The sequence below is a fragment of the Acinetobacter sp. Root1280 genome (genome assembly GCF_001425285.1).
Taxonomy (GTDB): Bacteria; Pseudomonadota; Gammaproteobacteria; order Pseudomonadales; family Moraxellaceae; genus Acinetobacter; species Acinetobacter guillouiae.
In genome coordinates this window covers 76,229-89,858 of sequence record NZ_LMED01000025.1, presented here as the reverse complement: position 1 = coordinate 89,858, position 13,630 = coordinate 76,229, and the positions used below count along the sequence as shown (strand labels likewise).

12 protein-coding genes and 4 tRNA genes are annotated in these 13,630 nt (G+C 39.8%); 5 read left to right on the top strand and 11 right to left on the bottom strand.

Annotation, left to right across the window (positions count from 1 at the left end):
* Positions 1-3: 3 nt before the first annotated feature.
* The 8 genes from nusA to tpiA form a co-directional block, all read right to left on the bottom strand.
* Complete coding sequence (gene nusA / locus ASC84_RS16140) at positions 4-1,488, bottom strand: transcription termination factor NusA (RefSeq protein ID WP_004718337.1); 1,485 nt, start codon at positions 1,486-1,488, stop codon at positions 4-6.
* Positions 1,489-1,522: 34 nt separating this feature from the next.
* Positions 1,523-2,047, bottom strand: a complete 525-nt coding sequence (rimP, locus tag ASC84_RS16135; RefSeq protein ID WP_004718339.1) for a ribosome maturation factor RimP — start codon at positions 2,045-2,047, stop codon at positions 1,523-1,525.
* Between the two features lie 202 nt (positions 2,048-2,249).
* Positions 2,250-2,326, bottom strand: a tRNA-Met gene (locus ASC84_RS16130).
* A 100-nt stretch (positions 2,327-2,426) separates the two neighbouring features.
* Positions 2,427-2,503, bottom strand: a tRNA-Met gene (locus ASC84_RS16125).
* A 76-nt stretch (positions 2,504-2,579) separates the two neighbouring features.
* Positions 2,580-2,656, bottom strand: a tRNA-Met gene (locus ASC84_RS16120).
* A gap of 43 nt (positions 2,657-2,699) precedes the next feature.
* A tRNA-Leu gene (locus tag ASC84_RS16115) sits at positions 2,700-2,784 on the bottom strand.
* Positions 2,785-2,837: 53 nt separating this feature from the next.
* A complete protein-coding gene (gene secG / locus ASC84_RS16110) occupies positions 2,838-3,179 on the bottom strand; it encodes a preprotein translocase subunit SecG (protein ID WP_004718341.1) in 342 nt (113 codons plus the stop codon).
* Positions 3,180-3,188: 9 nt separating this feature from the next.
* Positions 3,189-3,983 carry a triose-phosphate isomerase gene (gene tpiA, locus ASC84_RS16105; protein ID WP_056516618.1) on the bottom strand — a complete coding sequence of 265 codons (795 nt, stop codon included), beginning with the start codon at positions 3,981-3,983 and terminating at the stop codon, positions 3,189-3,191.
* Between the two features lie 456 nt (positions 3,984-4,439).
* Here tpiA and pilB point away from each other — a divergent pair, with 456 nt between their 5' ends.
* The 4 genes from pilB to coaE are packed head-to-tail and all read left to right on the top strand — an operon-like array spanning position 4,440 to position 8,925.
* Positions 4,440-6,155 (top strand): type IV-A pilus assembly ATPase PilB, encoded by a 1,716-nt coding sequence (gene pilB / locus ASC84_RS16100; RefSeq protein ID WP_056516615.1) that lies wholly within the window; start codon positions 4,440-4,442, stop codon positions 6,153-6,155.
* A 27-nt stretch (positions 6,156-6,182) separates the two neighbouring features.
* Positions 6,183-7,412, top strand: a complete 1,230-nt coding sequence (locus ASC84_RS16095) for a type II secretion system F family protein (RefSeq protein WP_056516612.1) — start codon at positions 6,183-6,185, stop codon at positions 7,410-7,412.
* 5 nt (positions 7,413-7,417) lie between these two features.
* Positions 7,418-8,299, top strand: a complete 882-nt coding sequence (locus ASC84_RS16090; protein ID WP_081409386.1) for an A24 family peptidase — start codon at positions 7,418-7,420, stop codon at positions 8,297-8,299.
* A 26-nt stretch (positions 8,300-8,325) separates the two neighbouring features.
* Positions 8,326-8,925 carry a dephospho-CoA kinase gene (coaE, locus tag ASC84_RS16085; RefSeq protein ID WP_056516608.1) on the top strand — a complete coding sequence of 200 codons (600 nt, stop codon included), beginning with the start codon at positions 8,326-8,328 and terminating at the stop codon, positions 8,923-8,925.
* A 53-nt stretch (positions 8,926-8,978) separates the two neighbouring features.
* Here the strand turns inward: coaE and ASC84_RS16080 are convergent, their stop codons facing one another.
* From ASC84_RS16080 to ASC84_RS16070, 3 genes are all read right to left on the bottom strand, one after another.
* The gene (locus ASC84_RS16080) at positions 8,979-9,890 is read right to left on the bottom strand and encodes a DMT family transporter (RefSeq protein ID WP_056516606.1); all 912 of its coding nucleotides are present in this window, start codon (positions 9,888-9,890) and stop codon (positions 8,979-8,981) included.
* A 38-nt stretch (positions 9,891-9,928) separates the two neighbouring features.
* On the bottom strand, positions 9,929-10,684 hold the full coding sequence (rlmB, locus tag ASC84_RS16075) for a 23S rRNA (guanosine(2251)-2'-O)-methyltransferase RlmB (protein WP_004718355.1): 756 nt from the start codon (positions 10,682-10,684) through the stop codon (positions 9,929-9,931).
* Between the two features lie 147 nt (positions 10,685-10,831).
* Complete coding sequence (locus ASC84_RS16070; protein ID WP_004718357.1) at positions 10,832-11,155, bottom strand: pyrimidine/purine nucleoside phosphorylase; 324 nt, start codon at positions 11,153-11,155, stop codon at positions 10,832-10,834.
* Between the two features lie 530 nt (positions 11,156-11,685).
* On the opposite strand from ASC84_RS16070, the gene recN reads away from it, so the two are divergent.
* Complete coding sequence (gene recN, locus ASC84_RS16065) at positions 11,686-13,347, top strand: DNA repair protein RecN (RefSeq protein WP_056516604.1); 1,662 nt, start codon at positions 11,686-11,688, stop codon at positions 13,345-13,347.
* Positions 13,348-13,630 lie beyond the last annotated feature (283 nt).

Sequence of the window (13,630 nt, the reverse complement as noted above, 5' to 3'; positions counted from 1 at the left end):
CTCCTAGTTAAACCATGATTCACGTGCTTTCATAATCAATTGACCTGCTTTCTCAGCGCCTAAACCGTCGATATCAGAGATATCATCCGTTGCTTGGTCAGCTAAGTCATCGATTGTTACCACACCACGTGCTGCTAAAGCATGCGCAATTTCAGAAGTCATTCCTTCCATCGCAACAAGTTCTGGACTTGGGTCCTGAATATCTTCTTGTTGCTTTAACGCATCAGCTAAAGCTGCTTCTTTTGCACGACTTTGTAGCAATTCAACTGTATCTGCATCTAATTCGATTTCATCGAAAGTTTCCGCAGGTACATAAGCGATTTCCTCGAGTGAGGTAAAGCCCATTTCTACTAAAGCCATTGCAAGATCTTCTTCAATATCAAGACGTGTTACAAACATGTCTAAATACTGTTGAGCTTCATTTTGTTGACGAGCACGGTACTCATCTTCAAGCATCATATCTAATTTATAGCCCGTAAGCTCTGATGCTAAACGGACGTTTTGACCTTGTGAACCAATTGCTCGCGCAAGTTGATCGCTGGTTGCAAAAATAATGTCTGCTGTACGCGCATCTTCATCAATCACAATCCCAGATACATCCGCAGGCTCTAAAGCACTGGCGATATATTGAGCAGGATCATCAGACCACACCACAACATCAATACGCTCACCATTTAACTCAGACTGTACCGCTTGGATACGTGTACCACGCATACCAATACATGCACCGACTGGATCAATACGATGATCGTTGGTTTTAACCGCAATTTTTGCACGTACACCTGGTTGACGCGCTGCCGCTTTAATTTCAATGATTTCTTCAGAAATTTCAGGAATTTCTTTTTTCATTAATGCAATCAGCATTTCAGGTTTAGCACGTGACAACAATAATTGTGCACCACGACCTTCACGGTTCACATTATAAAGAATTGCATTCATACGCTGTTTAGGGCGAAGAATTTCTTTAGGAATCATTTCTTCACGCGCTAAATACGCTTCTGCGTTATCACCCAAGTCAATGATGAAGCCATCTTTGGTTTGTTTTTTCACTTCACCATAGATCAATTCACCGACTTTAGCTTCATAAGCATCCGCCACTAAAGCACGTTCGGCTTCACGAATTTTTTGCACAATGACTTGTTTAGCAATCTGCGCGGCAATACGACCAAAATCAATTGATGGTACTTCTAACTCACGGATATCACCAATTGACCATTGAGCAGGATCAACATCAGAAATCGCATCTTGACATGCTGGCATTTCATGATCTTCATCAGCAACAACTTCCCATTGACGGAAAGTGCTGTAATCACCTGTTTTACGGTCAATTTCTACACGTAACTGAGCTTCTTCCGAATTCGTTCCTTCGTAGAATTTCTTTTTCGTCGCTGCAACTAAAGCCTGTTCAAGCGCTTCAAAAATTGCTTCACGACTTACACCTTTCTCATTACTAACCGTTTCAACGACGGTGAGAATTTCACGAGCCATAAGTCACCTATTTATTCAGATTTCTATTTCTGGATTAATCCTGAAAGATCAAATTCGCTTTGTCTATATTGTTGCTATCGATCTCAAGTACTTGCTGTTTTTCAACTTCGACTTGAATGAATTCATTTTCTAAATCTACAGCAATTAATTTTGCTTGGAATTTACGGCGATTTTCAACTGCAGCAATCAAACGCAATGCAACTTGTTGTCCGATGTATTTTTCTAACTGCGCCAACTGGAAGAATGGTCGATCCCAACCTGGTGATGATACTTCTAAAGCATATTCACCTGAAATTGGATCATGTACATCTAATATTGCACCGACTTGCTGAGTCACACGTACACAATCTTGTACGCCAATACCACGACCTAATTCTGCTTCACCATCTTCATTGATTGTTGGTTCAGCATTTTCCACAACGTCTTTGTCGATATAAATACGCAATAAAGAACGCTTACCTTGAGGAATAAATTCGATTCCCCAAAGTTCTACATCACAAGCTTGCACTGCAGGAGTGATTAGATCTTGAAGTGCTTGAGTTTTATTTGATAGCTTCATTTACTCTCGTCATATTTGTGCGATTCAATCGCTCATCGGACTAATTCAAACTTACTATAGTGAAGCATGTCTTTTTGACCAATTGATGTCCACACTACACGATAGCCAATAAAAAAGGGCGTAATCGCCCCTATTATCGCACAGTAAACCGAAGTTCACTATGCAAAAAAGACCCACCTATCTGTGAGCCCTTTTAGAAACTTGGTAGCGGGAGCTGGATTTGAACCAACGACCTTCGGGTTATGAGCCCGACGAGCTACCAGACTGCTCCATCCCGCATCAGCGTTGCAAAATTATACACAAGAAATTTATTTTTTTCAATCTATCATTAACCGATACATTGTATTTCTTGCTTGATTAAGTTGCACCTTAATCAAAATGGTAGCGGGAGCTGGATTTGAACCAACGACCTTCGGGTTATGAGCCCGACGAGCTACCAGACTGCTCCATCCCGCATCAACACTGCAAATTCACACATCATCTCAATTTTTCAACTTAGATGATCTTTAACTAAGTTGCATCTTAATTAAATTGGTAGCGGGAGCTGGATTTGAACCAACGACCTTCGGGTTATGAGCCCGACGAGCTACCAGACTGCTCCATCCCGCATCAATGTTTTTCAGCTGCTAACACCAACAATCTGGTTCATTGTTGGTGCGGAAGGGGGGACTTGAACCCCCACGCCCGAAAGCACTACCACCTCAAGGTAGCGTGTCTACCAATTCCACCACCACCGCAGCTGTGACGCATTCTAGTCGCATCATTCAGAAAAAGAAAGAACTAAATGGCATTATTCGCCAGTTTTTGGTGCAGTTGGTGAAGTTTCACCCGTATTGGCTGGTGCAGCTGGTGTCGTTTGAGAGCTGGTCTGTACAGATTTCAAGCCATACGCATCCGAAGTTTGTTTTTTAGCAAACACCGCCAAACTTAAACTGGTGATAAAAAACAAAGCCGTGAGAATCGCAGTTAAACGAGTTAAAAAGCTTGCAGAACCTGAAGCACCAAATACTGTTGCAGCACCACCGCCACCAAATGATGCACCTGCATCTGCACCCTTACCATGTTGAACGAGGATAAGCCCGATCATCAAAACGGCCAAGATGATATGTACAACCAGCACAAATGTATGCATGCTGAACTCCTATTCTTCTGTTTTAGCAAATGCTTGAGCAATTTTATAAAATGACTCAGCATTAAGTGATGCACCACCAACCAGCGCACCGTTGATATCTGGACAAGCAGCTAACTCTACTGCATTTTCAGGTTTGACACTACCGCCATATAAAATCGCTGTATGTTGAGCTTGGGCTGTAATTTGAGTTAAACCTTCGCGAATTTTTGCATGCATTGTCTGAGCATCTTGTGGAGAGGCTGTTTTACCTGTTCCAATCGCCCAAATGGGTTCATAGGCAATCACAATATTGTGCCATTGTTCTACTTTTACAACCGCCGCGAGATCGCAAATTTGTTGTAAAACTACTTGCTCTGCCTGCCCTGCTTCACGTTGTTCTAGGCTTTCACCTACACAATAAATCACTTGAAGCCCAGCATTTAAAGCATTTGATAATTTGGCTTTAATTTTTTTTACATCATCGCCAAAAAATTCTCGACGTTCTGAATGCCCAATCAACACATAATCAATATGGCTGTCTTTGAGTAGTTCAGCACTGACTTCGCCTGTATAAGCACCAGTGCCAGGCATTTGAGAAAGATCTTGTGCGACAACTTTGACGGGTGAATCTGCATCTTTAAGTAATTTTTGCACAGACAATAACGCAATAGAAATAGGCGCAACACCAATATGACATTGTTGTTCTGTAATCGGTGATTGTTGTAAATACTGATTTAAATCTTGAATGAGCTGTTGCGAATTCGCTTGCATTGGGTTCATTTTCCAATTGCCGACAACCCAAGGAGTAATAGTCGAACCCGACATACATCTAACCTTTTATCGAAAATGTGCACATTCTACACGGAATTTATATTTTTAAAGTATTTTTTCACGAAGAGAATAGCGAGACTATTTTCGAGTTTCATAACGTAGGCTGAGATAATTTTAGCCACAACCCTTCGGGACTAGCGTGTTTTTTGCCGCTACGTGTTACCTTGCGAAACGATGTTTCTCATCATTTAGAATGACTAAATTTCGTATCTCGCGCCTAGTATCGCCTAAAAAACACACGTAGTCGCAAACGTAGACGAATTGTCAACAGCCCCTAATATAAAGCAAAGAAACATAAATCATTTCAAAGATAATGCTAAAAAGCCTGATTGGCTCAAGTTATTTTCAAATATGTTTCTATAAAAAATACGTTTAATTCTAGATATTTCTAAGGATCATCGTATAATTTTCGTATTCCAATTATAAAATGAAATTTAATGTGTTTTGGGGATGTCTATGCAAAATGGTTCACCTAAGTTTTCGGGGTATATCCGTCGCTTAGTCGACGAAGGTTTTTTATCTGCCCAGCAAATGAAAGATGCGCTCAGTAATGCTCAAAAAAATAAAGTGAGTATCGTGGCTTATCTCAGTGAAAAACTCAATATACCGCCACTGATCATTGCTGAAATGATCTCCCAAGAATTTGGAGAACCCATTTTTGATTTGGACAGTTTTAATCCTGAGATGCTGCCCAAGGAGCTTATTGACTCAAATTTAGTCACTAAACATAAAGTGATTCCTTTAGTACAACGTGGCAATATTTTATATGTCGCCACCAGTGATCCGACCAATATAGAAGCGCTGGATGCCATTCGTTTTAACTGCGGTTTGAATATTGAACCAATCATTGTTGAACATCATAAATTAGAAAAATATTTAGAAAAGCACTTTACGGTAGAGGAAAGCTTTAATTTTGATGGTGAAGACTTTGATGTTGATATCATCGCAACCGATGACCAACCGCCATCAGAAGAAGATGACGATGAGGCTTCAGAAGAAGAGGCACCTATTGTTAAATATATCAATAAACTCTTAATCGATGCGATTCGTATGGGTGCATCAGATTTACACTTTGAACCTTATGAAAAAAGTTATCGGGTACGTTATCGTGTAGATGGAGTACTAAGAACCATTACCAATCCCCCCTTGCAATTAGCTAGCCGTTTGGCATCACGCTTAAAAGTGATGTCTAGAATGGATATTTCTGAAAAGCGTGTTCCACAGGATGGTCGTATTAAGTTAAAAATATCAAAGACCAAAGCTATTGATTTTCGTGTGAATTCATTACCTACATTGTTTGGCGAAAAATTGGTACTGCGTATTCTTGATCCTTCCAGTGCCATGTTGGGAATTGATGCACTAGGTTATGAAGAAAAACAAAAAGCATTATTTATGGAGGCCTTAGAAAAACCTCAAGGCATGTTACTAATTACTGGACCCACAGGTTCAGGTAAAACTGTTTCCCTCTATACAGGTTTAAATATCCTCAATACAGAAAGTTCAAATATTTCCACGGCTGAAGATCCCGTTGAAATTAACTTGGAAGGGATTAATCAGGTTAACGTTAATCTTAAAGCAGGTCTCAGCTTTTCGGTCGCTTTGAAATCATTCCTACGTCAAGATCCTGACATTATCATGGTCGGTGAGATTCGAGACCTCGAAACTGCTGAAATTGCGATCAAGGCTGCTCAAACGGGGCATATGGTGATGTCTACCCTGCATACTAACAGTGCACCTGAAACATTAACCCGTTTACGTAATATGGGGGTTCCTTCATTTAATATTGCTACCTCTGTCAATCTTGTGATTGCACAACGATTGGCAAGACGTTTATGTAATCATTGTAAAGCACCCGTTGAAATTCCTAGACAAAGTCTGTTAGAAATGGGCTTTACTGAACAAGACTTAAGCAATCCTGACTTACAAATTTTTCAACCTGTGGGCTGTAATGAATGCCGTGAAGGCTATAAAGGTCGTGTCGGGATTTACGAAGTGATGAAAGTAACACCTGAGATTTCAAAAATTATCATGGAAGATGGCAATGCACTTCAAATTGCAGCGGCATCTGAAAAATTGGGGTTTGACAATCTAAGACGTTCAGGTTTAATTAAGGTTATCAATGGCTTAACTTCTTTACAAGAAATTAACCGTGTGACCAGCGAATAAATATAATCAATATTCAAGGAAATTATGATGGCAGCTAAAAAAGCTCAAATGATGCCTACATTTGCTTATGACGGGGTTGATCGCAAAGGGATCAAAATCAAAGGCGAACTACCTGCTCGCAATATGGCGCTTGCCAAAGTTACCTTACGAAAACAAGGCATCACCATTAAAACCATTCGAGAAAAAAAGAAAAATATTCTTGAAGGTTTAATGAAAAAAGGCATTTCCACTTTAGACATTACCATTTTCACTCGTCAACTCGCCACAATGATGAAAGCGGGTGTGCCATTAGTACAAAGCTTTGAAATCGTTGCAGAAGGATTAGAAAATCCTTCAATGCGCGAAATCGTGCTGGGGATTAAAAGTGAGGTCGAAGGGGGGAATACTTTTGCAGGGGCATTAAAAAAATACCCTCGCTATTTTGACAGCTTGTTTTGTTCATTGGTTGAGTCTGGCGAGCAATCTGGTGCTTTAGAAACCATGTTGGATCGTGTGGCAATCTATAAAGAAAAAAGTGAATTATTGAAACAAAAAATTAAAAAAGCGATGAAATATCCAATTTCCGTCATTATTGTTGCTGTGATTGTCACTATTATCTTAATGGTGAAAGTTGTGCCGGTCTTTCAAGGCTTATTTAGCTCTTTTGGTGCAGATCTCCCCGCATTTACTCAAATGGTGGTGAATATGTCCAATTGGATGCAAAGTTATTGGTTTATTTTGATTATCTTTATCGCTGTTATGATTACTGCTTTTTTAGAAGCCAAAAAACGCAGTAAAAAATTTCAGGATTTTCTAGATCGAACAGCACTGAGATTGCCTGTTTTTGGCGATCTGGTTTATAAAGCAATCATTGCACGCTATAGTCGTACACTTGCCACAACATTTGCGGCAGGAGTCCCTTTAATCGAAGCATTAGAGTCAACAGCTGGTGCAACCAATAATGTGGTTTATGAACAAGCGGTAATGAAAATTCGCGAGGATGTCGCCACAGGGCAACAACTGAATTTTGCCATGCGAGTCACCAATAAGTTTCCGTCTATGGCCATTCAAATGGTGGCGATTGGAGAAGAATCGGGTGCGCTTGATGCGATGTTAGACAAAGTTGCAACGCATTTTGAAAATGAAGTCGATAATGCTGTTGATGGTTTAACCTCAATGATGGAGCCATTAATCATGGCGATATTAGGTGTTCTTATTGGTGGTCTAGTGATTGCGATGTATCTGCCTATTTTCCAAATGGGTTCAGTGGTTGGTTGATAATGATGAATATGTTCCATGATTTGTTAAATTTTCTGATTCAATCACCAACAGCACTCTATTTGACTGTTGGTATTTTAGGCTTATGTGTGGGTAGTTTTTTAAATGTAGTCATTTACCGTACCCCCAAGATGATGGAAAAAGAATGGCGGCAGGAATGGCATGCAGAATGCCAATTACTGGCAGGCTCACAACAGATTGTGATTGATGAAGAAAAACTCAGTCTCAGTCAACCAGCCTCTACCTGCCCCCAATGTAAAACCTCAATTCGTTGGTATCAAAATATACCTATCATCAGTTGGTTGGCTTTAAGAGGCAAATGTGCTTCGTGTCAAAACCCAATTAGCATCCGTTATCCATTTGTTGAGCTTTTAACTGCGGTGTGTTCATTAACAGTGGTTGCTGTTTATGGCCCTACTTTAGAAATGGTTTTTGGTGTACTACTGACTTGGGTACTGATTACACTTACCTTTATTGATTTTGACACTCAGCTACTTCCAGATCGCTTTACCTTAACCTTGGCTGCAATAGGTTTAGGTATTAACTCATTTCATTTATATACAACAGCAAGTGCTGCAATTTGGGGCTATATTATTGGTTTCCTGTGTCTTTGGATTGTCTACTATCTATTTAAAATAGTGACAGGCAAAGAAGGCATGGGCTATGGTGACTTTAAGCTGCTTGCTGCACTTGGCGCTTGGATGGGGCCCTTGATGTTACCGTTAATTATCCTATTGTCTTCTGTAGTGGGTGCGATCATTGGTATTATTTTACTTAAGATTCGTAAAGAAAATGTCCCTTTTGCCTTTGGTCCTTATATTGCAATTGCAGGATGGATTGCATTTTTATGGGGTGAGCAAATTATGAAAGTATATTTAGGTCAATAATTTCAACACAGTATTAGGAATACGCAATGACGTTTATCTTGGGTTTAACAGGTGGAATTGGTAGCGGTAAATCCGCAGCAAGTCAGTGGTTTGAAACCCAAGGGATTACAGTTGTTGATGCTGATATTGTTGCAAGAGAAATTGTTGAAAAAGGACAACCAGCACTTCAACAAATTAGAGAGGTTTTTGGGGATTGGGTACTATTAAGCAATGGTGAACTTGATCGTCGTGCATTGAGAGAACATATTTTTAAAGACCCATTAGCACGGCAACAACTTGAATCGATTACCCATCCTGCGATTCGCGCTGAGATTATTCAACAATTACTAGCAGCAACCAGTCCTTATGTAATTTTGGTTTCTCCCCTGCTTTTTGAGACCAATCAACATGAACTCACCCAGCGTGCTCTACTGATTGATGCCAGTGAAGACATGCAAATCTTACGTGCTTCACAACGAGATGGTCAATCCATCGAACAAATTCAGAAAATTATTGCAGCCCAAATGCCACGTAACAAAAAGCAAAAATTAGCAGATGATATTGTGCTCAATGATGGGCATATTGATCATCTATATGCGAAATTAAAGTCTTTACATCAACAGTATCTAAAACAGGCACAGCAGTAAATTGTGTCTCTCATCATTTTAAAATAGATTTTTATCCATTTAACTTGATTGATCTATTTCTTCTTATCTAACTGCTTTTGCAAACTGTCTTTATGTGTAAACCAACGCCAAGGCTGTAAAGCACCAATGCCCATACCAATCAAACCGCACATCATTGCAAGGCTTATCGGTTCATTTAACAAGGGTACGGCGATTATTGCGGCAATAAAGGGCGCAAGTGTGACGATACTGCCTGTTTTAAAAGCACCTAACCGTTTAATTGCTTCGACATAGGCCAAAGTCGCAATGATCACCACAAAAATACCGTGAAACAACGTTTGCATAACCAAATGTGGTGTGGACACTTGATCTAAATGCTTAGGTAAAAACAACAAATAAATCGGGACATAAACGATCGCCGACCAAATCGCAACACCTGCCATGGCGTGCCATGCGGAAAGTTGCCATTGACGCAGTAATACAGTAAAAGTCCCCCACCAAATTGCACTGATAAAAAACAGTAAATCACCAATACCAAAAGCAACGCCTGTTTCGCTATACATCAAAAAACTCATCACAGAAATCGCAGAGAGCATGATGATTAAACTGATCCATATATGTTTATCAAATGGTTGGCGATAAAGTAACAGACCAGCTAAAGCTGTACACAATGGAATACAACCATTTAAAAAAATGGCAGCATGTGCCGCAGGGACAAAATGAAACGCGCTATATGACGTCAAACAATAGGCAACACCGCCAATCATCGCCAAAATAAAGGGTTGTTTGTTAAATAGAAAAGCCGTGTCTTTTTTATAGATTAAAATCGGCATCAGAATACAAAATGCCAAAGAAAAGCGTAATGCGGTGATATCCCATGGACTGATATGCCAAATTGCATTCAGTCTTGAGGTAATCGTAAAACCTCCCCAAATACACATTGTAATGGCGACATACATGTAGCCTTGAGTACGGGAGGTCATCATGTTGCTTCTCTAATCTTACCGATACAATTTAAACTAAATCATTCACTTTGTTGGCGTTGACGGCATGCTTCATATAACGCCATACCAGTAGCCACACTTACATTTAAACTTTGTAAGTTTCCAGCCATTGGGATAAATACGGTTTGATCACATTGCGATTGGGTGATTGGACGCAATCCTGTATCCTCTGCACCCATTACCACACATACTGGTGTTCCTGTAAAATCAAACTTCTGAATAGGCAGCGCCTTTTCATCGAGCATAGTACCGACCACACGGACATTATAATTTTCTTTGATTTGTCCAAGCGTACGCGCCAAATTGGTGACTTGAATAAACTTCACCTTTTCAGCACCACCTGCCGCAACTTTACGTGCAGTCGGCGTTAATGTTGCCGCACGGTCACGCGGAACAATCACCGCTTCTACACCCATAGCTGCCGCTGTACGGATACATGCGCCCAGATTATGCGGATCCGTGATATGGTCTAAAGCCAACAATAAAGGTTGCTGGCTTGACTCTAGAAGCTGATCTAAATCTTTTTCATTTAATACAGGATGTGGGCGAACAGCTGCGACCACGCCTTGGTGAAAAGGTTGACCTGCCAACTTTTCCAAGCTGTCACGACTTGCTTTTTGGACACTGATTCCAAAAGGCTCTGCAAGCTGGAGAATGCGCTGTAAACGCTGATCATCACGACCTTTTAAGGTAAATAAGGTTAAAACACGTTCAGGTTCTAACTCCAATAATGACTCCACTGAATGAACGCCATAATAATATTCGGACTTCGCCATGAACAACCTCATTAACAACATGATGATAGAAATGAAAAATCCTGCAAAGCCAACTTTACAGGATTCTATTTGATGCTTTAGTTTAACCGATTTCGCTTAAAAATTCTTTGCCTAATTTAGTGTCTGTTTTAAGCAAAGCTTTTTTCATTAGCCTTCTAAATGGCAAACGTAGTCTAAAACGTCATCCGTTTCAATTTTAAAACGACTATTGCCAGGCACATAGAATGACTGACCTGCGCGGAACAACTCACTTTCTTCACTGTCTGCGATTTTAACGCGACATTCACCAGAAATAATTTCCATACGTTCAGGCACATGTGTTTCAAATGTTAAAGCTTCTTCTGTTGGAAGAATGACCCCTAAAGTCTTTTTGGTTCCGTCTTCAAACTGCACAGTGTGGCTAATACATAAACCGCCAAAATATACATTAGATTTTTTAACTACTGATACATGATCATACTGAGCTGACATGCGTATTCTCCAGATAATGCGCATTTATAAAAATTATGTTCGATGTAGTTTAATGTTGCTCCGCAAACTAATCAATCTATGTTTTTAAGGTTAAGCTATTTCTATTTTTGCTCTGCTTTATCAGTCCGCTTAGATCAAAGCTTAAGCTTCTCTAACAATAAAGACCCAAAACCACAATACACGTCACCAAGAATACCAATCCTGTGGATGCTCAATTTATTCCCTACTTAGACTGAAGAAATGTCTTGTTTCAATATTGGCTGATAAAAGATGCAGATCAATAGATTCAAATGTCTGTTGCATAAAATCAGTCATAAAAAATCTAGATATTTGCTTCATTTTTTATCTAATTCAACAGGATTTATCTATTTTGATGTTTTTACTGGCAACTTAAGCAAAGGAAATTACATTTTCATATTAAAATTATTTAGAATGCTTAAAATTACTTCGTATTAGAATACGTTCTGACTTGTGACCACAACAAAACTTCACTATCTTAGAACTTCACCGTTCGCAGCTTGGATGCGTTTATGCTGACACACTTAAATCTGATCAATTTTGCTTTAGCCGATAACCTTGCTATTGATATCGAGCAAGGGTTCAACGTGCTTACAGGTGAAACAGGTGCGGGTAAATCATTATTATTAGATGCGTTGTCAGCCTGTTTAGGAGAGCGTACCGATACCAATTATGTGCGTTATGGCGCTGAAAAAGCAGATATTACCGCCGTTTTTAGCTATCAAGCACAGAGCCCGGAAGCCAATTGGCTCAAGACTCATGAATTAGATGATGAATCTGGTGAAATCCATTTAAGACGGGTGATCTTTGCAACAGGACGCAGCAAAGCATGGATCAATGGTCGTCCCAGCAGCCTCGCTGAATTAAAAGAACTTGGCCGCCTTTTGGTGCAACTATACAGCCAACATAGCCAACAACAACTGCTTGAACCGCCCTACCCGAAGCATTGGTTAGATCGGTATAGTAATTTTTATCAGCCAGCCCAAGATGTGCGTGATGCGTACAGCACTTGGCAAAAAAATATTCGTACACATCAAGCAGCGATTGATGCACAAGCCAATCGCCTGCAACGTATTGACACTTTAAAATTACAACTTGAAGAACTCGAAGATGTCATTCGTATTGATTATAAAGAAATCGAACAAGAATTTGATCGTTTAAGTCACCATGAACACATCATGCAAGACTGTGGCTATAGCTTAAATGTTCTTGATGAATCTGAACAAAATATTACCCAAGAAATTTCTTCAATTATTCGACGTTTAGAATCGCATGCTGGACGAAGTGAACTGCTGTCTGAAATTTACAATTCATTGATCAACGCACAAAGTGAAATTGATGACGCAACGGCAAATTTACGTCAGTTTATAGACCGTCAAAGTTTTGATCCTGAACGTATGGATGAGCTAAATACACAACTCGAAGTCTTTCATCGCTTGGCACGTAAATACCGTATTCAGCCCGATGAACTCAAACAGCAATATGAAACATGGCAAAATGAATTAGAGCAACTACATCAACTTGAAGATCCTGAAACCCTCGCTGAGCAAGTTGAACAATCTCATCAAGTGTTTGTAGAGAAAGCACAACATTTAGATCAGATTCGTCGTGATGCTGCTGAACCTTTAGCCAAGCAACTGACTGAGCAAGTCAAACAACTGGCGCTACCAGAAGCACATTTTGAATTTAAATTTGAACCGCTGGAACAAGTTTCTGCTGAAGGTTTAAGCTTTATTCAATTGCTCTTTACTGCCAATAAAGGGATTCCACCTCAACCGCTGGCACGTGTCGCTTCTGGTGGTGAGCTGTCACGTATTGCATTGGTCATGCAAGTGATGAATGCCGAAAAAACTGAAGCAGAAGTTTTAGTGTTTGATGAGATTGATGTCGGAATCAGTGGTGGTACCGCTGAAATTGTCGGGCGCTTATTGGCAGGCTTGGGGCAACACGTTCAAATTTTATGTATTACTCACCAAGCTCAGGTTGCGGCCCAGTCCGATCAACACCTATTGGTGAAAAAGCTGCAAACAGATCCTGCAAGTAGTACCATCGTTGCACTAGAAGAAGAGCAACTTATTTTAGAATTGGCTCGTATGACAGGCGGTATTGAAATTGGTGAAACCACCTTGCAACATGCAAAACAATTAAGACAGCTGAAATTTCAGCCATCTTAATACCTCAATCCTAGTGTATAAAAAAGAATACCCATATAAAAAACCAGTCAGCACGCGACTGGTTTTTTATTCCTATTTTGCAATATAAGCGCTTTTATCTATTCACTCGCCCTATTGTCATCGCTTTTATTAGAGATGCACATTTTTATTTGGACACCATTTTGTTTGTATTTTAAACATATTGATGAAAAACTTAGGCTGTTTTTGCAGGCTTTTAAAATATTCACAACCTATTGATATTAATTGTGCTATTTATATAGATATAGATTTTATTTAAACAATT

Bases quoted from the DNA above. Each gene is read 5' to 3' on its own strand.
- nusA (WP_004718337.1), bottom strand. From the start codon at position 1,488: ATGGCTCGTGAAATTCTCACCGTCGTTGAAACGGTTAGTAATGAGAAA.
- rimP (WP_004718339.1), bottom strand. From the start codon at position 2,047: ATGAAGCTATCAAATAAAACTCAAGCACTTCAAGATCTAATCACTCCT.
- secG (WP_004718341.1), bottom strand. From the start codon at position 3,179: ATGCATACATTTGTGCTGGTTGTACATATCATCTTGGCCGTTTTGATG.
- tpiA (WP_056516618.1), bottom strand. From the start codon at position 3,983: ATGTCGGGTTCGACTATTACTCCTTGGGTTGTCGGCAATTGGAAAATG.
- pilB (WP_056516615.1), top strand. From the start codon at position 4,440: ATGTCTATGCAAAATGGTTCACCTAAGTTTTCGGGGTATATCCGTCGC.
- ASC84_RS16095 (WP_056516612.1), top strand. From the start codon at position 6,183: ATGGCAGCTAAAAAAGCTCAAATGATGCCTACATTTGCTTATGACGGG.
- ASC84_RS16090 (WP_081409386.1), top strand. From the start codon at position 7,418: ATGAATATGTTCCATGATTTGTTAAATTTTCTGATTCAATCACCAACA.
- coaE (WP_056516608.1), top strand. From the start codon at position 8,326: ATGACGTTTATCTTGGGTTTAACAGGTGGAATTGGTAGCGGTAAATCC.
- ASC84_RS16080 (WP_056516606.1), bottom strand. From the start codon at position 9,890: ATGATGACCTCCCGTACTCAAGGCTACATGTATGTCGCCATTACAATG.
- rlmB (WP_004718355.1), bottom strand. From the start codon at position 10,684: ATGGCGAAGTCCGAATATTATTATGGCGTTCATTCAGTGGAGTCATTA.
- ASC84_RS16070 (WP_004718357.1), bottom strand. From the start codon at position 11,155: ATGTCAGCTCAGTATGATCATGTATCAGTAGTTAAAAAATCTAATGTA.
- recN (WP_056516604.1), top strand. From the start codon at position 11,686: ATGCTGACACACTTAAATCTGATCAATTTTGCTTTAGCCGATAACCTT.